At 71.5% G+C, this 16,920-nt stretch carries 18 protein-coding genes and 1 pseudogene; 10 read left to right on the top strand and 9 right to left on the bottom strand.

The features are described 5' to 3' along the window. Nucleotides 1–239 precede the first annotated feature (239 nt). The 5 genes from ACIBK9_RS31900 (at nucleotide 240) to ACIBK9_RS31880 (ending at nucleotide 3,038) form a co-directional block, all read left to right on the top strand. Nucleotides 240–1,088 carry a helix-turn-helix domain-containing protein gene (locus tag ACIBK9_RS31900; RefSeq protein ID WP_397162436.1) on the top strand — a complete coding sequence of 283 codons (849 nt, stop codon included), beginning with the start codon at nucleotides 240–242 and terminating at the stop codon, nucleotides 1,086–1,088. Nucleotides 1,089–1,308: 220 nt separating this feature from the next. Further along, nucleotides 1,309–1,512 carry a DUF397 domain-containing protein gene (locus tag ACIBK9_RS31895; RefSeq protein WP_352349919.1) on the top strand — a complete coding sequence of 68 codons (204 nt, stop codon included), beginning with the start codon at nucleotides 1,309–1,311 and terminating at the stop codon, nucleotides 1,510–1,512. A 164-nt stretch (nucleotides 1,513–1,676) separates the two neighbouring features. Continuing rightward, nucleotides 1,677–1,892, top strand: coding sequence for a DUF397 domain-containing protein (locus ACIBK9_RS31890; RefSeq protein ID WP_387668089.1), 216 nt, complete (start codon nucleotides 1,677–1,679; stop codon nucleotides 1,890–1,892). 80 nt (nucleotides 1,893–1,972) lie between these two features. Further along, nucleotides 1,973–2,392, top strand: coding sequence for a large conductance mechanosensitive channel protein MscL (mscL, locus tag ACIBK9_RS31885; RefSeq protein ID WP_352349915.1), 420 nt, complete (start codon nucleotides 1,973–1,975; stop codon nucleotides 2,390–2,392). 67 nt (nucleotides 2,393–2,459) lie between these two features. After that, a complete protein-coding gene (locus tag ACIBK9_RS31880) occupies nucleotides 2,460–3,038 on the top strand; it encodes a hypothetical protein (RefSeq protein ID WP_364324915.1) in 579 nt (192 codons plus the stop codon). On the opposite strand, the gene ACIBK9_RS31875 is transcribed toward ACIBK9_RS31880, so the two are convergent. After that, entirely contained in the window at nucleotides 3,029–3,946 is a 918-nt protein-coding gene (locus tag ACIBK9_RS31875; protein ID WP_397162435.1) for a threonine/serine dehydratase, read from the bottom strand. The genes ACIBK9_RS31880 and ACIBK9_RS31875 overlap by 10 nt on opposite strands. A 66-nt stretch (nucleotides 3,947–4,012) precedes the next feature. Between ACIBK9_RS31875 and pip the strand changes: the two genes are divergently transcribed. Further along, the gene (pip, locus tag ACIBK9_RS31870; protein ID WP_358283358.1) at nucleotides 4,013–4,972 is read left to right on the top strand and encodes a prolyl aminopeptidase; all 960 of its coding nucleotides are present in this window, start codon (nucleotides 4,013–4,015) and stop codon (nucleotides 4,970–4,972) included. Here pip and ACIBK9_RS31865 read toward each other — a convergent pair. Beyond that, complete coding sequence (locus ACIBK9_RS31865; protein WP_358283356.1) at nucleotides 4,938–5,486, bottom strand: phosphatase PAP2 family protein; 549 nt, start codon at nucleotides 5,484–5,486, stop codon at nucleotides 4,938–4,940. The two genes, pip and ACIBK9_RS31865, sit on opposite strands and share 35 nt — an antisense overlap. Nucleotides 5,487–5,572: 86 nt before the next feature. Continuing rightward, nucleotides 5,573–5,875 (bottom strand): hypothetical protein, encoded by a 303-nt coding sequence (locus tag ACIBK9_RS31860; protein WP_358283354.1) that lies wholly within the window; start codon nucleotides 5,873–5,875, stop codon nucleotides 5,573–5,575. Nucleotides 5,876–5,954: 79 nt separating this feature from the next. On the opposite strand from ACIBK9_RS31860, the gene ACIBK9_RS31855 reads away from it, so the two are divergent. Both ACIBK9_RS31855 and ACIBK9_RS31850 read left to right on the top strand, forming a co-directional pair. After that, complete coding sequence (locus ACIBK9_RS31855) at nucleotides 5,955–6,749, top strand: universal stress protein (protein ID WP_352349903.1); 795 nt, start codon at nucleotides 5,955–5,957, stop codon at nucleotides 6,747–6,749. A gap of 10 nt (nucleotides 6,750–6,759) precedes the next feature. Further along, entirely contained in the window at nucleotides 6,760–8,862 is a 2,103-nt protein-coding gene (locus tag ACIBK9_RS31850; RefSeq protein ID WP_397162434.1) for a sensor histidine kinase, read from the top strand. On the opposite strand, the gene ACIBK9_RS31845 is transcribed toward ACIBK9_RS31850, so the two are convergent. From ACIBK9_RS31845 to ACIBK9_RS31835, 3 genes are read right to left on the bottom strand one after another with little or no spacing between them, the layout of a single operon-like run. Next, entirely contained in the window at nucleotides 8,803–9,411 is a 609-nt protein-coding gene (locus ACIBK9_RS31845) for a DNA-binding response regulator (RefSeq protein WP_397162433.1), read from the bottom strand. The two genes, ACIBK9_RS31850 and ACIBK9_RS31845, sit on opposite strands and share 60 nt — an antisense overlap. 12 nt (nucleotides 9,412–9,423) lie before the next feature. Next, the gene (locus tag ACIBK9_RS31840) at nucleotides 9,424–10,542 is read right to left on the bottom strand and encodes a glycosyltransferase (RefSeq protein WP_397162432.1); all 1,119 of its coding nucleotides are present in this window, start codon (nucleotides 10,540–10,542) and stop codon (nucleotides 9,424–9,426) included. Further along, entirely contained in the window at nucleotides 10,539–11,513 is a 975-nt protein-coding gene (locus ACIBK9_RS31835) for a glucosyl-3-phosphoglycerate synthase (RefSeq protein WP_397162431.1), read from the bottom strand. Before ACIBK9_RS31835 ends, ACIBK9_RS31840 begins: the two co-directional genes overlap by 4 nt. A gap of 98 nt (nucleotides 11,514–11,611) precedes the next feature. Between ACIBK9_RS31835 and ACIBK9_RS31830 the strand changes: the two genes are divergently transcribed. Next, the gene (locus ACIBK9_RS31830; RefSeq protein ID WP_397162430.1) at nucleotides 11,612–12,562 is read left to right on the top strand and encodes a Gfo/Idh/MocA family protein; all 951 of its coding nucleotides are present in this window, start codon (nucleotides 11,612–11,614) and stop codon (nucleotides 12,560–12,562) included. Further along, complete coding sequence (locus ACIBK9_RS31825) at nucleotides 12,555–13,673, top strand: zinc-binding dehydrogenase (RefSeq protein WP_397162429.1); 1,119 nt, start codon at nucleotides 12,555–12,557, stop codon at nucleotides 13,671–13,673. Before ACIBK9_RS31830 ends, ACIBK9_RS31825 begins: the two co-directional genes overlap by 8 nt. A 9-nt stretch (nucleotides 13,674–13,682) precedes the next feature. On the opposite strand, the pseudogene ACIBK9_RS31820 reads toward ACIBK9_RS31825, so the two are convergent. The 3 genes and pseudogenes from ACIBK9_RS31820 to ACIBK9_RS31810 all read right to left on the bottom strand — a co-directional run. Further along, nucleotides 13,683–14,927, bottom strand: a pseudogene (locus tag ACIBK9_RS31820) (MGH1-like glycoside hydrolase domain-containing protein); the annotation flags it as partial. Further along, nucleotides 14,858–15,643: a sugar phosphate isomerase/epimerase family protein gene (locus tag ACIBK9_RS31815; RefSeq protein WP_352349888.1), complete on the bottom strand. Its 786-nt coding sequence runs from the start codon at nucleotides 15,641–15,643 to the stop codon at nucleotides 14,858–14,860. The gene ACIBK9_RS31815 and the pseudogene ACIBK9_RS31820, both read right to left, overlap by 70 nt. Next, nucleotides 15,640–16,674, bottom strand: a complete 1,035-nt coding sequence (locus ACIBK9_RS31810) for a zinc-binding dehydrogenase (protein WP_358283338.1) — start codon at nucleotides 16,672–16,674, stop codon at nucleotides 15,640–15,642. The genes ACIBK9_RS31815 and ACIBK9_RS31810 overlap by 4 nt, the downstream gene beginning before the upstream one ends. Between the last annotated feature and the right edge of the window lie 246 nt (nucleotides 16,675–16,920).

Below are 16,920 nucleotides of genomic sequence, written 5' to 3'. Positions count from 1 at the left end.
ACGTCAGGGAATGAACGCGGCATTTCGATCTCTGGTGGTTTGATCAAATCAGCCCCAGGGCATCCCCCTCTCTTACGGCTTGGCTGACTTTTACCCTCCGACACCGGAAACCCACCCCGAATTGGCACTTGCCATAGGAACGTGCCGGTGACGATTACCTACCGCACATGCCTTCGAAACCGAACCCGGGGGTACGCTCCGGGGCAACCGGCCACCGCGCGGGAAGGGAGTGTGCGGCGATGACCATCCCCAACCCGACGCTCCGCCAGCGGCAACTGGCGATGCGCTTACGCGAGCTGCGCAACGAGAAGAACCTCAGCATCGCCGAGGTCGCCCAGCTCCTCCTGTGCTCCCCGGCCAAGATCAGCCGGATCGAGACCGCCCAGCGCGGCGTCAGCCTGCGCGACGTGCGCGACCTGTGCCGCCTGTACGAGGTCTCCCCCGCCGAGTCCGCCCAGCTCATGACGCTGGCCAAGGACGCCAGGCAGAAGGAGTGGTGGCAGTTCTACGACAACCGCGAGCTGCGGCAGATGCTCGGCCTGGAGGCGGAGGCCAGCGCCATCACCGAGTACGAGATCACCACCGTGCCCGGCCTGCTCCAGACCGAGGACTACGCCCGCGCCGTGATCCGCGGCTGGCTGCCCCGCATCGCGCCCGACGTGCTCGACGACCGGGTCAGGGTGCGGATGAAACGCCAGGAGTGGCTGCACCGGCCCGACACCCTGCGCTACTGGGTCCTGCTGGACGAGTCGGTGCTCTACCGGCACGTGAGCAGCCGGCAGACCATGCGTGAACAGCTCGACCGGCTCATCGAGCTGAGCGAGCTGCCGCACGTCACCATCCAGGTGATCCCGTTCACGGCGGGGGCGCACGTGGGTTTCGACAGCACCTTCCGGCTCATGGAGTTCGACCATGACTCCGGCATCGCCGACACCATTTTCGTGGAACATCAAATGGGCCTTTTCTACCTGGAGGCCGATAAGGTGGTCCGGCGATTTCGCGAGATCATCGACCATCTGCGGGCCGAGGCCCTGGGCATCCAGGAATCGAAGCGGCGAATTACCGAGATGGCCGCGACCTTCGCTTAGCACTTCGTCACGAGATCATCTCTTTTCTCCGGCCACCTGGCATGATGCCTCCGACACATCGGGACCTCGCTTCCGTGGCAAGTGCCAGGTGCTACTGTTCATCCATTGGGACACTTTCGCTCTCCACGTGAGATCGCCGGTGTCCGATCAACACCGTTCCAGCGCGCCCGGCGAGGTCCGACCGCCGCCGCGCCCATTGTCGATGCACGAGGGGGAGACAATGACGTCCCACCACCCTGACGTCCAGGCGGGTCCGCGGTGGCGGGCCGCGTCGCGCTGCAACAACGGAGAATGCGTCGAGGTCGCGTTGCTGTCCGCCGGCGAGATCGGCGTGCGGGACAACAAGAACCCGGCCGGCCCCGTCCTCACGTTCAGCGCCCGGGAATGGGACGCGTTCCTGCATGGAATACGTCAGTCCGGCTGAGCGCGCGGCGCTTTTTTCCGGCGGTCGTCCTCACGGACGCCCGCCTTTTGTTTTGTCCGGCGCCGGCAGCTGCACTGCCCCTTTTGTCGCCTGGTCATCCTCTGCTGTCAAGGTAAAATCACCTTCGGCTCAATACCTCTACAGCCGCCTTCAGGAGGTAATGGATGAAACGCCCACCTGCCCTTGACCAGGCACGCTGGCAACGGTGCAACAATGGCGACTGCGTCGAGGTCACCATGCTCGCCGACCGGGTCTGGGTGCGGGGAAGTCAGGACGCCAGCGGTGCCGTCCTGTCGTTCACCACCGACGAGTGGGCCGCGTTCCTCGACGGCGTGCGGCGCGGCCGCTTCGATCTCGAACGGCTCGCGCCGCAGGTCTGACCGGCCACGACGTTCTCCGTCGGGCTCTGTCGGGGGCCATCGGGGTTTCAGGCCGCGGCCCCCGGCAATATGCCGACTCCATGGGCGGTTTCAAGAAGTTCTTACTCCGAGGCAACATCGTCGAGCTGGCCGTCGCCGTCATCGTCGGGGCGACCTTCAGCGGGCTCGTCCAGGCACTGGTCACCGATCTCATCACCCCGCTCATCGGCGCGGTGACCGGCGGCCGGCAGCCGAACTTCGCCGAATACTCCTTCACGATCAACGGCAGCCAGTTCAAGTACGGCGACTTCCTCAACCACCTGCTGACCTTCCTGGTCATCGCGGCGGTCGTCTACTGGCTGGTCGTGGCCCCGATGACGCGGCTGATCCACCTGTTCGACCGCGACAAGGCGGCGACGACCAAGGAGTGCCCCGAGTGCCTGTCCGACATCCCGGCCGAGGCCAGCCGGTGCGCCCATTGCACGGTGGAGCTGGTGCCCCAGTCCGAGAAACCGCGCTGAACCGTACATCACGGACTCTTGACCCCAGTGGCGCGCCGGCACGGTGGACGTTCGGCAAGATGGACCGATGAGCGTTGAGTTGATGGTCTGGGACGAGCCCGTGCCGATCAGCAGGGATCAGGCCCGGACCACGTATCTGGCGGTGAAGCGGAGCGACCCCGTCGAGGGGGACGTGCCCGACGTCGCCAAGGAGTTGCCCGGGCAGGTCACCCTGTACCCCGGGCACGTCCTGGTGACGATGGACCTGGACACGATGGACGAGAGCTCGGCCCAGGTGTTCACCACCGCCCGCGCGCACGGCCTGGTCTGCTACGACCCCCAGCGCGACCTGGTGCACAACGTGGCCCCGCTCGGCGTGTACGAGGGCATGCAGCTCCACACCGGCGACGGGATGGTCGTGCACGACCCCGACCTCGGGCTGGTCCAGGACGTCCTGGCCACCCTGTCGCCGCAGAACCCGTTCGTCGCCCTGGTGAACTTCGGCCGGCACTTCCTCCAGGTCTCCCCCGGCTACGAGCTGGAGTACAAGGAGGGCGCAATGGTCCGCGCGGTGGTGCCCGAGCTGGCCGAAGTGCAGCAGGCCTTCCACGAGTACGCCACCGGCGAGCGCGGCTTCCTCACCCGCCACGCCTGGGCTCAGGCGTAGACCTGGGCGAACAGCTCCGGATCGACGTTCCCCCCGGACAGCACGGCCACCGTGCGCCCGGCGGGGACGCGGCCCGACAGCAGGGCGGCCGTGGTCGCCGCGCCGCTGGGCTCGGCCACCAGCCGGGCCGTGCGCGCGATGTGCCGCATGGCCGCCCGCAGCTCGTCCTCCGCGACGGTGACGATGCCTTCGAGGTGTTCGCGCAGGTGGGCGAAGGTCAGCTCGGACACCTGGTTCACGCGCAGCCCGTCGGCGATGGTCCGGAACGTGCGGGTGGTCTCCCAGGCGACCACGTGCCCGGCCGCCAGGCTCTCGGCGGCGTCGGCGGCCAGCTCGGGCTCCACGCCGTACACGCGGACGTCGGGCCGCAGCGCCTTGACCGCCGCCGCCACGCCGGCGGCCAGCCCGCCGCCGCTGACCGGCACGAGCACCACCTCGACGTCCGGCAGGTCCTCGACGATCTCCAGCCCGATCGTGCCCTGCCCGGCGATGATCGCGCGGTGGTCGTAGGGCGGCACCAGCGTCAGGCCGCGCTCGCCGGCCAGCCGCTCGGCCGTCACCTCGCGCTGGTCGGGCGGCACGACCACCAGCTCGGCGCCCCACCCCTCGATCGCCGCCGCCTTGACCGCCGGGGTGCCCTCGGGCACGACGACCACGCACGGCACGCCGAACTGCGCCGCCGCGAACGCCAGCGCCTGGCCATGGTTGCCGGAGGAGTGCGTGACGACGCCGGCCGGACGCAGCGCGGCCAGCGCGTTGTAGGCGCCGCGGATCTTGAACGACCCGACCGGCTGCAGGCTCTCGGGCTTCAGCCACGCCTCGCCCATCCTCAGGAGCGGCGTGCGCACCGCGGTTCCGTTGATCCGCCCGGCCGCCGCGCGGATGTCGTCGATCGTCACCAGGTCCATACGGTCACTCTAGGCGCGGACCGGCACAATTCGACCGACTCCTGCTCCATGGCAGGATCGCGAGACATGAGAACTCTGTACCCGCCCATCGAACCCTACGAGTCCGGCCTGCTCGACGTGGGTGACGGCAACCAGATCTACTGGGAGGTCTGCGGCAACCCCGACGGAAAGCCGGCCGTCATGCTGCACGGCGGGCCGGGCGCCGGGTGCAGCGCCAACCACCGCCGGCAGTGGAACCCCGAGCTGTACCGCATCGTCCTGTTCGACCAGCGCAACTGCGGGCGCAGCCTGCCGCACGCCAGCACGCCGGGCACCTCGCTGGCCGCCAACACCACCTGGAATCTGGTGGCCGACATGGAACGGCTGCGCGAGCACCTGGGCATCGAGCGGTGGCAGGTGTTCGGCGGGTCGTGGGGCAGCGCGCTGTCGCTGGCCTACGCCCAGACGCACCCCGACCGTACGACCGAGCTGGTGCTGCGCGGCATCTTCACGCTGCGCCCGCACGAGCTGCGCTGGTTCTACCAGGAGGGCGCGAGCTACCTGTTCCCCGACCTGTGGGAGTCGTACCTGGCGCCGATCCCCGTCGAGGAGCGCGGCGACCTCATGGCCGCCTACCGCGCCCGGCTCGAAGGCGACGACGACGCGGTCCGGCTCGCGGCGGCCAAGGCGTGGTCGCAGTGGGAGGGCGCCACGATCACGCTGCTGCCCGACCCGAGCCTGGTGGCGGAGTTCGGCGAGGACAAGATGGCGGTGTCGTTCGCCAGGATCGAGAACCACTACTTCCACCACGGCGGCTGGTTCGAGCCCGAGCAGCTCATCAGGGACGTCGACCGCGTCCGGCACATCCCGGCCGTGATCATCCAGGGCCGCTACGACGCCTGCACGCCCATGGCCACCGCCTGGGACCTGCACAAGGCCTGGCCCGAGGCCGACTTCCAGGTGGTGCACGACGCCGGGCACGCGGCGACCGAGCCCGGCATCGTCGACCGGCTCATCGCGGCGACAGACGGCTTCGCGCGAGCCTGACCGCGGGGGTGACCGCGCCGACCAGCAGCAGCGCGAACAGCGGCGCGAGCACCAGGCCGAGCAGGAAGCCGCCGGCCACGTCGTGCGGGTAGTGCACGCCGACGAACACCCGGGAGAAGCCCATCAGGGCGGCCAGCGGCAGCACCACCCAGGCCAGGGCGCGCCAGACCAGGATGAGCGTGCCCGCCGCCCCGGCGGCGATCACGGTGTGGTTGCTGGGGAAGGACCAGTCCGTGGAGGGCGGGCAGGCCGCGATCGTGGCGATGCCGCCGCGGCACGGCCGGTCCTCCCGGACCAGCAGCTTCACGCCCTCGCTCACGATGTACGCGCCCACCACCCCGGCCGGACCGGCGATGGCGAGCGCGAGGTCGCGGGCGGGGGCCTGGCGGGCCCGCCACCAGCACACGAGGAACAGCGCCGCGAAGATGAACAGGCCGGCGTCCGTGCCGAACTCGGCGAGGGCGTGCAGCCACCCGGGCGTGGTCAGAGCGAAGTCGACGATGTCGCGGTACACAGGTGTCCAATCCGTGAACGGGTAGTGGACACGACCTTATGAACTCTGATCGTCAAATGCTTCGACCGAAAGGGCGATTCCGGTCCTTACCCAAGATACTGGCGCACGAGGAGGGCGCGCCTCTGCTCCAGCTCGCCTTCGGTGATGAGGCCGCGGTCGAACGCCTCGGCGGTGGCGTCCCGCTCGGCCATGTAGTACGCGGCCATGATCTCGCTGCGCAGCGGGGTGAAGCCGCGCTCCACGCAGTCGGAGAAGACGGTGACCTTCTGCTCGACGACGCCGGCGGGGACGGTGCACGTCAGGTCGTGCGCCTTGAGGTGCTGAACCGCTTCACGAAGGGTGACCGGGCCGAGGGACCCGTTGAAACGGGTGTCAAGGGTGATCTTCACTGTTTTTACGCCTCCAATCGTTTCAAACGCATCGACGCAGACCGCGTATTCCCAGTTCAGAGCGGGTAAGGAGGCAAACGTGATCGGAGAGCACGTGATCGTCGGCTACAGCAACGACCCCGGTGGGCGGGACGCCCTCGCGCTCGGGGCCGCCATCACCCGGCTGACCGGGGGCGAGCTCACGGTGGCGTCGATCTATCCCCCGGGCAGCCCGGGGCTGGCCGTCGAGGCCCAGGCCAACCTGGCGCACGCGGGTGAGGAGCTGGGCGTCGTCCCGGCCGAGTACATGGCGTTCGAGAGCCGGGGCACCGGCCGCGGGCTGTCGGTGCTGGCCAGCAGGATCAGGGCCGACCTGATCGTGGTCGGCTCGGCGAGCGGCGGCCAGTACGGCCGCATCGCCGTCGGCAGCACCGCCGACCACCTGCTGCACCTGTCGCCGGAGGCGGTGATGCTGGCGCCCTCGGGCTACGTGCCGCCCGACGAGCCCGCCCGGCTCACCCTGGCCTACGTCCACCGGCCGCAGTGCGACGCGGCGGTCGAGCGGGTGGCCCAGGCGGCGCTGCGGCTCGACGTGCCGCTCCGGCTGATCACCCTCGACCTGCGCACCGAGAACCAGGGCAAGCTGCGCGACGACCTCGCCCTGGCCGTACGGCTGGCCTGGGAGAGCACCGGCATCGAGGCCGAGTCGGAGGTGGCCGAGGGCCACGACGTGCAGGCCGCGCTCAAGGACGTCGAGTGGCTGCCCGGCGAGCTGCTGGTCTGCGCCGCCGGCGAGGACGCCCAGCCCCACCGGGTGTTCCTGGGCGAGCTGGCGATGAAGGTGCTGCGGTCGTCGTCCTGCCCGGTCACCGTGCTGCCGCGGGGGTTCTCCTAAGCTTCTGGGCGTGCGTGTCGCCCGATTGATCGTCGTCGTGGTGCTGGCCTCGCTGGCCGGCGTCTACGTGGTGGCCGGCGCCTGGGGGGCGCTGCCGGTGCTGGCCGTGCAGTGCGCCTTCACGCTGCGGGCCAGGTGGGGGTGGCTGCTCGCCGTCCAGGGGGTGCTGGTCTACGCGGTGACGCTGGGGCAGGGCGCGTCCGTCGCGATCCTGGGCTTCCTGGCCGGGTCGCTGCTGGTGACGCGCTGGTGGGCGCTGGCGCCCGCGGTGGCCTTCAGCGGCGTCGTGATCCACCACTGGCGCAATGCCGGGGACGCGGTCTCCACGACGGACCTCGCGATCACCACGGTGCTGGTGTCGCTGGTCGTGTTCGGCCTGATCCGGCTGGTCGAGCGGGTGGCCGAGATGGAGGCCACCCGTCCCGCGCTGGCCGCGGCGGCGGTGGCCGAGGAGCGGCTGCGCATCGCCGCGGAGCTGAGCGACGGCCTCGGCCGCGGCCTGGCCACGATCGGCGCGGGCGCGCGGCGGGCGCTGGCCGCCCCGCGGGACGCGGCCGGAACGCTCGGCGAGGTGGTCGCGACGGCACGGCTGTCGCTGGCGGACGCGCGCGCCGCGGCGGCCGGCTACCGCGCGATGTCCCTGGCCCCCGAGCTGACCACCGCCCGCGCCCTGCTGGAGGCGGCCGGCGTCGGCGTGGAGGTGCGCGCCGCCCACACCGAGCCGCTGGGCCCGGCGGGCGCGCTGCTCGCCTCGGTGCTGCGCGAGGCGGTCACGGACGTCGCCCGCCGCGGCACCGCCACGGTGTGCGTGATCGAGACCTGGGAGGAGCCGGAACGAGCCCAGGTGCGCCTGCGCGTGGCCGACGACGGCCGCCGCACGGCCGAGGACGACGACGCCGGCGGGCTCGCCGGCCCGGCGGGGCTCACCCGCCAGGTGGCGGCGGCGGGCGGCACGCTCACCCGCGGCCTGTCCGGCCGGGGCCGGTACACGGTGGAGGCCGTGCTGCCCGCCCCGCGCCCGCCCGCGGCGGCCCGGCGCGAGCCGCCCGACGTCTCGGTGGTCCTGCTGGCCGCCGTGCTGGTCGGGTTCAGCGTCAAGGCGCTGCTGCAGATCCCGGCCGGGCTGCTGGCGCCCGCGGTCGCGGCGCTGGCCGTGATCGTCGTCATGCAGCTGCGCTCGGTCACCGGCCGCCACATGGTGGCGCTGGGGGTGATGGCGGCGCTCACCTTCGCCCCGATCCCGGTGTTCGGGCCGATCTGGCTGGGGGCGGCGGGCTTCCTCGCCGGTCCGGTGCTGCTCGCCTTCCGCCCGCGGACGGCCTGGCCCCTGACGGCCGCGATCCTGGCCGCGGTCTGGACGGTCGCCTCCCTGTACGAGCTGCCCGGCCGCGTCAACATCACGGTGAGCACGCTCACCACCGGCGTGGTGGTCTACAGCCTCCTGCGCCTGGCCCAGCTGGCCAAGGAGCTGCACGCGGCCAGGGAGAGCCTGGCGCGGTCGGCCGTCGTCGAGGAGCGCCTGCGGGCCGCCCGCGACCTGCACGACCTGCTCGGCCACAGCCTGGCCGCCATCCTGCTCACCTGCGAGCTCGCCCGCCGCCTGCCCGACCCCGTCCGGGAGCTGGAGAACGTCGTCACCATGGCCGAGCACGCCCAGGACGACCTGCGCTCGGTCACCGGCGAGCAGCGCGAGCTGTCCTTCGCCGCCGAGGCCGAGTCGGCCGGGAAGGTGCTGGCGGCGGCCGGGGTCGAGGTCACTCTGCGGCTCGCGCACCCCGAGCTGCCGGCCGAGGTCGAGACCGTGCTCAGCACCGTGCTGCGCGAGGCCGTGACGAACGTCCTGCGCCACAGCGCCGCGCGCGCCTGCGTGATCTCCACCTCCGTGGCCGGCGGCGAGGTCGGGCTGCTCGTCCGCAACGACGGCGCGGGCACGGCGGCCGCCCGTCGCGGCTCGTCCGGGCTGGGCAACCTCACCACCCGCCTGGCCACGCTGGGCGGCCGGCTCACGACCGCCGCCGCGGACGGCTGGTTCCGGCTCGACGCGCGCGCCCCGCTAGATCCAGCCGGCCTCGGTGGCGATGCGCACGGCGTCGGTGCGGTTGCGCGCGTTTAGCTTGGCCACGATGGCCGTCAGGTAGTTGCGCACGGTCCCGGCGGTCAGGTGCAGCCGCCGGGCGATGTCGGGGGCCTCGGCGCCGCCCGCCACCAGCCGCAGCACGTCGGCCTCGCGCGGCGTGAGCGGGTTGTCGGCCAGGTCCCAGGCGGTGACCGCGAGCGACGGGTCGAGCACCCGGCCGCCCCGGGTGACCTCCCTGATCGCCGCGACCAGGTCCTCCGGCGGCGCGGTCTTCAGCAGGAAGCCGTCCACCTGGGCGGTCAGGGCCCGCTTGAGATGGCCGGGTTTGCCGTAGGCGGTGAGCATGAGCGTGCGGCACGAGGGCACCCTGGCCCGGATCTCCGCCGCGGCGGCCAGCCCGTCGAGGGTGCCGGGCATGTCGATGTCCAGCACGGCCACGTCCGGCCGGTGCGCGGCGGCCGACGCCAGGGCCGCGTCACCGGACTCGACCGCGGCCACGATCTCCAAGTCGGCCTCCAGGCCGAGCAGGGTCGCGAGCGCGTGCCTGATCACGGCCTGGTCCTCGGCCAGAAGTACGCGAATCATCGGACATGTCTATCAGTCGGCGCGCAGCACCCGGTCGTACAGGTCCAGGTAGCGGTCGGCCATCACGCCGGGCGAGAAGCGGCGCCGGGCCTCGCGGCGGCACTCCTCCGGATCGATCTCGTCCACCCGCTGGACGTACTCGGCCAGTTCCTCCTCGGTGTCGGCGAGGAAGCCGGTGCGGCCGTGGTCGATGATCTCGGGCAGGCAGCCGCGGCGCAGGCCCACCGGCGGCACCCCGAGCGCCAGGGCCTCGACGACCGCCGTGCCGCCCGGCTCGTCCCACTGGATGGGGAAGAGCGCGGCACGGGCCGAGGCGTACAGCTCGTCCCTTTCCTGGCCGCCGACCGCGCCGACCCACCTGACCAGGTCGCCGTCGAGGTAGCGGGACACCTGGTCGAGGTGGTAGCGCACGTCGGGGTGGCTGTGCAGCGGGTGGTAGGGGTCCTGCAGGACGACGTCCAGCTCGGCCTGGCTGTCCCGGCCGCAGACCGGGCCGGCCACGACCAGCGGCAGGCCGAGTTTCTGGCAGATGCGGGCGGCCACGTGCTGGCCCTTGAGCCCGCAGATCCGTCCCATGATCACCAGGTGCTCGCCGCGCTCGGCGCGGACGTCCTGGCCGGCCAGCGGCGTGGCCAGGTGGACGGCGCCCAGCGAGGCCGCGCGCAGAGCCTCCGGGGCGCGGGCGAGCTGCGAGTCCGACACCCCGTTGACCGCGATCGAGCGCGGGAAGGCGCCGTAGAACGCCGGGTGCTTGCGCAGGTCCCAGTGGAGGGTGTGGAGGACCGGCGGCCCGCCCAGCGCGGCCAGCACCGCCGGCCCGACGACCTCCACGTGGTCGTGCACGAGGTCGATGTCGTCGCGGCCGCGCAGCTCGACGGCCACCCGCGCCTGGTGCGCGTGCGCGATCCCCATGACCTGGTTGTACGGCTTCTGCAACTCCGCGAACTGGCCCTCGTCGTAGACGGCGATCAGCTCGTCGGCCTCCAGCGTGCTCGACGCCACGGAGGCCAGCACGACCTCCACGCCGCGTTCGCGCAGCGCGGGGACCAGGGTGGCGACCACGTTCTCGATTCCGCCGTAGCCGGGCGGCGGGACCGCCAGCCACGGTCCCGCGTTGATCAGCACCTTCACGCGACGTCCTCCTCCAGCATGAGCGAGGCGAGCGGCGGCCGTTCCGCCACTCCCACGTCCACCAGGCCGGCCCGCCCGTCGAGACCGAACTGCAGCAGCGTGTGAGCCGGGGGTACCGAGGACACCACGCGGCCCTGGCGTTCCAGCCGGGACCACGCGGTGAGCATGATCTGCCCGGCCATCCGGCCGAGCGCGTGCACGGACTGGTGGCCGTGCGCGCGGGAGCCCAGGTCCACCTGGGCCATCGCGTCCAGTCCCACCAGTTGGAGGAGGTCGACGAGGAGGCCCAACTCCACGCCGTACTCGGTGACGAAGGGGACCTGTTCCAGCACTTCGCGCCGGGCGGCGTACTCGCCGCCGAGGGGTTGGCGAAAGCCCGCCAGCTCCGGCCAGAACAGGTTGAGCAGGGGCCTGGCCACCAGCTCGGTGACCCGGCCGCCCGCGCCGCGCCGGGGCACGCCGTCCTCGCCCGTGAAGGGCCGTTCGTACGTGGCCTTGACGAAGTGGGTGCCCGGGTTCACCAGCAGCGGACCGACCAGCCCCGACACGAAGTGCGCGCCGAAGTTGAGCAGGTCCGAGTCGACGAACGCGACGATGTCGCCGTGGGAGGCGGCCAGGCCCTTCCACAGCGCCTCCCCCTTGCCCGACAGGCGCGGCAGGTGGGGCAGCACCTCGTTCTGCGCCACGACGCGCGCGCCCGCCGCGCGTGCCCGTTCCGCCGTCGCGTCGGTGGAGTTGGAGTCGACGACGAGGATCTCGTCGACGAGTGGCGCCTGCTCCACCAGTTCACGTCTGATCACGGTGACGATGTCCCCGACCGTGCGCTCTTCGTCGCGCGCCGGCAGGACGACGCTCACCGTTGTGTTGCCCTTGGCCTCGATTAAGGCATCCACCGGCCATTCCGCGGCCGTACTGGAATGCGGGCCGCACCACTCCTGGGCCCTGGCAAAGGCTCGCACATCTGTCTCCATGCAGTCAGCCCCATCTCATAGGGGCACGACCCCTGCCCGATCTATGCGCCTTCGAACATCCTTGTTTGTTAACCCCTAGACGTGGCATATGTCGGGTTGTGTCCCCAATTACCCGTGTCGGCATCATTGGTGCCGGAAATGTCGCCGCTCGCCACGCAGATGTCCTGTCCGGCTTCCCCGATGTGACGATTGCCGGGGTGGCCGACACCGATCTCCACAAGGCTGAGGCGTTGGCCTCCGCGCACGGCGCCCCCGCCTACGGCGACCATGCCGGCCTGCTGGAGGCCGGCGGTCTCGACGCTGTCTACGTCTGTGTGCCTCCTTTCGCGCACGGTAACCCTGAAAACGACGTCTTGTCGTGCAATCTCCCGATTTTTGTGGAAAAACCCCTTTCTCTCGACCTCAAAACCGCAGAAAACATCGCAGCCGAAATCGACCGGCGCGGGCTGCCGTCCGCCGTCGGCCACCACTGGCGCTACCTCGACATCGTCGACCGGGCCCGGGAACGGCTCGACGGCCGTCCCGTGCAGCTCGCGCTCGGGCACTGGCTGGACAAGGTGCCGCCGGTCGGCTGGTGGCTGAAGGCGAGCATGTCGGGCGGCCAGATCCTGGAGCAGGCGGTCCACGTCCTGGACCTGGCCAGGCTGCTGGTCGGCGAGGTGTCGATGGTGCACGCCGTACCGGCCGGGAACGCGGTGGACGGCGAGATCGACCGGGCCACGTCGGCCGTCATGAGCTTCGCGGGCGGCGCGACCGGCCTGCTGGCCACCTCCTGCCTGCTGCGCCACAAGCACCGGGTGGGGCTGGAGGTGTGCGCCGACGGCATCGCGCTGGAGCTCAGCGAGACCCGGCTGCTCGTGGACGGCGAGGAGGCCGTCGAGGACGGCGGGCACGCCAAGACCCTCGTGGACCGCGCGTTCATCGACGCGGTGCGCGGGAAGGACGCCGACGTGCGCGCGCCGTACGGCGAAGCCCTGCGAACCCACCGCCTGGCCGTCGCGCTGGCGCGCTCTGCGGCGGAACGGAGGCCGGTGATGCTGGATGACTGAGGCGACGAGCACGATCCTGAGCATCGAGGCGCCCGGCGAGGTGTGCCTGGTCGAGGAGAAGCTGCCCGGCCTGCCCGACGGCGGGTTCATGGTCGCCACCACGCACAGCGGCGTCTCGGCGGGCACCGAGCTGACCTATCTCAAGGGCGCCAACCCCTACCTCACCTCGGCCTGGGACCCGGCGCTCGGGCTGTTCCTGCCGGGCACGCCGTCGGTGGCGTACCCGGTGCGCGGCATCGGCTACATGCAGGTGGGCGTGGTCGCCGAGACCCGCACGCGGGCCGTGGCCGAGGGCGCCCGGGTCGCCATGGCCTACGGCCACCGCACGGCGTACGTGGCCGACCCGATGGCCGACCGGTTCGTCGTGCTGCCCGGCGACCTCGACCCGCTGCTCGGCATCTACGTCGCCCACATGGGCCCGATCTGCGCCAACGGCCTGCTGCACGCGGCCGCCGACCTGCACGGCCCGGCCGTCCAGCACCTGGGCGACGGCGTGCGCGGTCGCCGCGTCGCGGTGGTCGGGGCGGGCGTGGTGGGGCTGCTGACCGCGTCCTTCGCCCTGTCCTGCGGGGCCGCCGAGGTGGTGGTCGTGGACGAGACCCGGGCCAGGCTCGCGGTGGCCGAGGCGATCGGCACGCAGGTCCTGGCCGCCCCCGACGACGACCCGGCGGTGACGCTGAAGCGCCGCTGGCGGCACGCCCCGGGCGACCGCGGCGCGGACCTGGTCTTCCAGTGCCGCGGTCAACCGCGGGCGCTGGCCCTGGGGCTGCGGCTGCTGCGCCCGCAGGGCACGCTGATCGACCTCGCGTTCTACACCCAGGGCGCCGACGAGGTGCGGCTCGGCGAGGAGTTCCACCACAACGGGCTGGCGCTGCGCTGCGCCCAGATCGGCCGGGTGCCGCGCGGCCTCGCGCACGCCTGGGACCGGGAACGCCTGTCGCACGAGACGATCGGCCTGCTCAGGGAGCGCGGGAGGCTGCTACGCGAGCACCTGGTCACCGACGTCGTCGGCTTCGGGGAGGCCCCCGAACTTCTGACCGATCTCGCGGCCCGACGGCGGCAGGCCGTCCAGGCCGTGCTCAGCCACGACGTCGAGGATGAGGGCCGCTGACCAGCTGAAGTCCCGGCACCCGTGCCCGCGCAGCGTGAACGGGTTGAAGTACTCGCGGAAGCCGGAGTGGGCGACGGCGTGGATCATGCCCTCGGCGAGCAGGTCGGCCAGGTCGGGACGGCGGTCCCGGAGCCCCTGCCAGACCAGCCAGGTCAGGTTGATCCAGCTCGGCCCGCGCCAGTAGCGGGCCGGGTCGAACTCGGCCGTGGCCGGGGCGTGGCTGGGCAGCACGCCGTCCTTGAGCGAGAACTTGTCCAGGGCCGTGCCGATCAGCGCCTCGGCGATCTCCGGCGGCAGCCCCGGGAGCATGAGCGGCACCAGGCCGGCGGCGCTGCCCGAGCGGATCAGCCGGCCGGTGCGCAGGTCGCGGGGGCGGAAGTGGCCGTCCTGGTAGAGGTGGTCGACCATGGCGGCGGTGACGGCGGCGGCCTCGCGCCGGTGGGGGCCGGGGTCGTGGCCGCACACCTGCGCGATCTCGGCGAGCGCCGACTCGGCCACGCCGTACGCGGCGTTGAACAGCGGGTCCTCGATCTCGAACGAGCCGGCCCGCCGGTAGCCGCTGTCGCGGTAGGCGCCGGCCAGGGCGACGTACCGCTCGTAGTCGCGGTCGGTGGGGCGCTCGTCGGCGCTGACGGTGTTGAGGTCCCGGCGGACGAAGCCCGTCGCGCCGGTCTCGACCGCCCGCAGCGGAAGGTCCCAGGCCGGGCTGTTGTCCATGCCCGACTCCCACGGGTGGACGATCGAGATCAGGCCCTCGGGCGAGCGACGGGAGGCGCGCAGGAACTCCTGCTGGGCGACGAGCTTGGGATAGATCCTGGCCAGGAACGCCGGGTCGGGCTCGGCCTGGTGCACCTTCCAGGCGGCCAGCGCGTGCACGGGCGGCTGCACGATGCCGGAGGTCGCCGAGCCGGACGGCGCGCGGGCGCCCCAGAACTGCGGGCCGGGGAAGTAGGCGCCCTCGGGCACGACGGGGTTGAACACGATGTGCGGCACCCGGCCGTCGGCCCACTGGGCGCCGAACAGCGACAGCAGCTCCGCCCTGGCCCGCCGCGGCGACCAGCGGGCGTTGCCGATCGCGATGAAGGCGGAGTCCCAGCTCCACTGGTGGGGGTACAGACGGCGGGAGGGAACCGTGTGGCTGCCGTCCCAGTTGGCGACGAGCACGCGTACGGCGTCGCGGAGGATCACAGGAATTTCCTGATGAAGGCCGCCGTCTGCGGGAGCACGATCTCGGGCTCGCCCCGCAGCCGGCATTCGAGGGCGAGGTAGCCGTCGAAGCCGACGGCGTCGAGCGTGGCGAGCTGCGCGCCCCAGTCGAGGTGGCCGGTGCCGGGCTGGTTCCTGTTGGACTCGCTGATCTGCATGTGCGCGAGGTACGGGGCCGCCTCCACCAGGGCCCGGCAGGGGTCGTCCTCCTCGATGTTCATGTGGTAGGTGTCGCCGACGATCCTGATCGAGTCCATCGAGCAGTACGAGACCGCGTCGGCCAGCGTGTTGACCATGTGGTTCTCGTACCGGTTGAGGGGTTCGAGCATGATCAGCACGCCGTTGCGCTGGGCGTGCTCGCCAAGGATGCCCAGCGCCTCGGCCAGCACCTCCCGGTCGTCCGCGGCGGTGCGCGGCGGCTCGAACGGCGGCAGCCGGAGCGAGAACTGGCCCCACGAGGCCGGGGTCATGACGCCGATGCCGCCCAGCTCGGCGATCACCGTGAGCTGCGACCTGAGCTGCTGGATGGCGTCCTTGCGCTTGGCCGGGTCGAAGTCGCCGATGAAGTGCGGCATCTCGACGCACACCGTCGGCATCACGACGCCGTCGGCCAGCGCCCGCTTGAGCTCGGTCAGCCGGCCGGCGAAGTGGAAGTCGCCCTTCCCCCTCAGCTCGATCGCGTCGAACCCGGCCTCCACCGCGAACGCGAACTTCTCCTGCAGGCTGCGGCCGGGCAGAAGCTGCTCCTGGGCGGCGAGCTTCATCGTGACTCCTCGAAGGTGAAGACGAGCTGGAGCACCTCGGACTGGTGCTTGTCGATCAGGTCGAACGCCTCGGCCGCCTGCTCGACCGGCACGAGGTGGGTGACCAGGTCGCCGACCTCGACCTCGCCCCGGTGCACGAGCTCCATGAACGTGCGCTGGAGGCGTTCGACGTCCCAGCGGTGGGCCAGCCAGGAGGCGACGCCGCCGATCTGGGAGGAGACGAGCTGCACCTGGTTGTGGTGGAACTCCTCGCCCAGCCGCAGCCCGATGCCGTCGCCCTGGTAGAAGCCGGCCGCGACGACCCGGCCGCCCTTGCGCACGCTCCTGATGGCCTCCTGGAGCCCCAGGTGGTTGCCGCTGAGCTCGATCGCGGTGTCGGCGCCCTCGATGCGCTTGCGCAGGAACTCGGCGACCGACCCCGACCGCACGTCGAACGTCTCGGCGGCGCCGAACTTCCTGGCGAGTTCGAGCCGGTCGGGGATGGCGTCGGCGGCCACCACCCGGGCGCCGCTGAGCACCGCCATGCGGGTGGCGAGCAGGCCGATGACGCCCTGGCCGAAGATCGCGACCTGGTCGCCCAGGTGCACGTCGGCGGCGTGGACGGCGTTGAGCGCGATGGCTCCGACCCGGGCGAAGACGCCCGCGACGGGGTCGGCCCCCGGCGGCAGGATGTGCCCGGCCAGCTTCTCGGCGGGGACGACGGCCTCGGCGCGGTGGCCCCAGATGCCCCACACGAGGCTGCCGACGGGCGGCTCGGCGACGTCGGGGGCCGCCTCCACCACCTCGCCGACCTCCTGGTAGCCCCAGCCGGACAGGGGGTAGGCGTGCGTCTGGCCTTCGAGGAAGAGCCGGCGCTCGGTGTCCCACTTACGGGTGAGGTAGGGATTGGTGCCGCGATATGCGGTCAGCTCGGTGCCCGCGGAGACCCCGGAATAGAGGGTCCGCACCCGGACGGAGCCCGGCACGAGTTCGGCGGGCGACTCCAGGCTGACGCTGACACGGCCTGGCTCTTGGAAGGTGATGACGCGCATACCCCACACTTACGCTTTTTGATCAATCAAAAGTCAGAGATTTAGTGTTTGTTTGCACACCATAGTTGCGCTCGAAACACTCGTAAGTCTACGACTTCCGTCGATCGCGGCCGATGGAATCCAGGTTTCCGGTAGGGCGCGTTCTGGAAAGAGACCTTACCGACATGTCACGCCCCGTCTGTCCACCTGATCCGGAAGCGCCAGAAGTGCTTGCCCGGGCAGCAGCCGGATGACCGAAATGACATC

Source organism: Nonomuraea sp. NPDC050227 (genome assembly GCF_044459705.1).
Taxonomy (GTDB): domain Bacteria; phylum Actinomycetota; class Actinomycetes; order Streptosporangiales; family Streptosporangiaceae; genus Nonomuraea.
This window is presented reverse-complemented; position numbering and strand designations above follow the sequence as displayed.

Coding starts and splice junctions, on each gene's coding strand:
- ACIBK9_RS31900 (WP_397162436.1), top strand. CDS start 240: ATGACCATCCCCAACCCGACGCTCCGCCAGCGGCAACTGGCGATGCGC.
- ACIBK9_RS31895 (WP_352349919.1), top strand. CDS start 1,309: ATGACGTCCCACCACCCTGACGTCCAGGCGGGTCCGCGGTGGCGGGCC.
- ACIBK9_RS31890 (WP_387668089.1), top strand. CDS start 1,677: ATGAAACGCCCACCTGCCCTTGACCAGGCACGCTGGCAACGGTGCAAC.
- mscL (WP_352349915.1), top strand. CDS start 1,973: ATGGGCGGTTTCAAGAAGTTCTTACTCCGAGGCAACATCGTCGAGCTG.
- ACIBK9_RS31880 (WP_364324915.1), top strand. CDS start 2,460: ATGAGCGTTGAGTTGATGGTCTGGGACGAGCCCGTGCCGATCAGCAGG.
- ACIBK9_RS31875 (WP_397162435.1), bottom strand. CDS start 3,946: ATGGACCTGGTGACGATCGACGACATCCGCGCGGCGGCCGGGCGGATC.
- pip (WP_358283358.1), top strand. CDS start 4,013: ATGAGAACTCTGTACCCGCCCATCGAACCCTACGAGTCCGGCCTGCTC.
- ACIBK9_RS31845 (WP_397162433.1), bottom strand. CDS start 9,411: ATGATTCGCGTACTTCTGGCCGAGGACCAGGCCGTGATCAGGCACGCG.
- ACIBK9_RS31835 (WP_397162431.1), bottom strand. CDS start 11,513: ATGGAGACAGATGTGCGAGCCTTTGCCAGGGCCCAGGAGTGGTGCGGC.
- ACIBK9_RS31825 (WP_397162429.1), top strand. CDS start 12,555: ATGACTGAGGCGACGAGCACGATCCTGAGCATCGAGGCGCCCGGCGAG.
- ACIBK9_RS31815 (WP_352349888.1), bottom strand. CDS start 15,643: ATGAAGCTCGCCGCCCAGGAGCAGCTTCTGCCCGGCCGCAGCCTGCAG.
- ACIBK9_RS31810 (WP_358283338.1), bottom strand. CDS start 16,674: ATGCGCGTCATCACCTTCCAAGAGCCAGGCCGTGTCAGCGTCAGCCTG.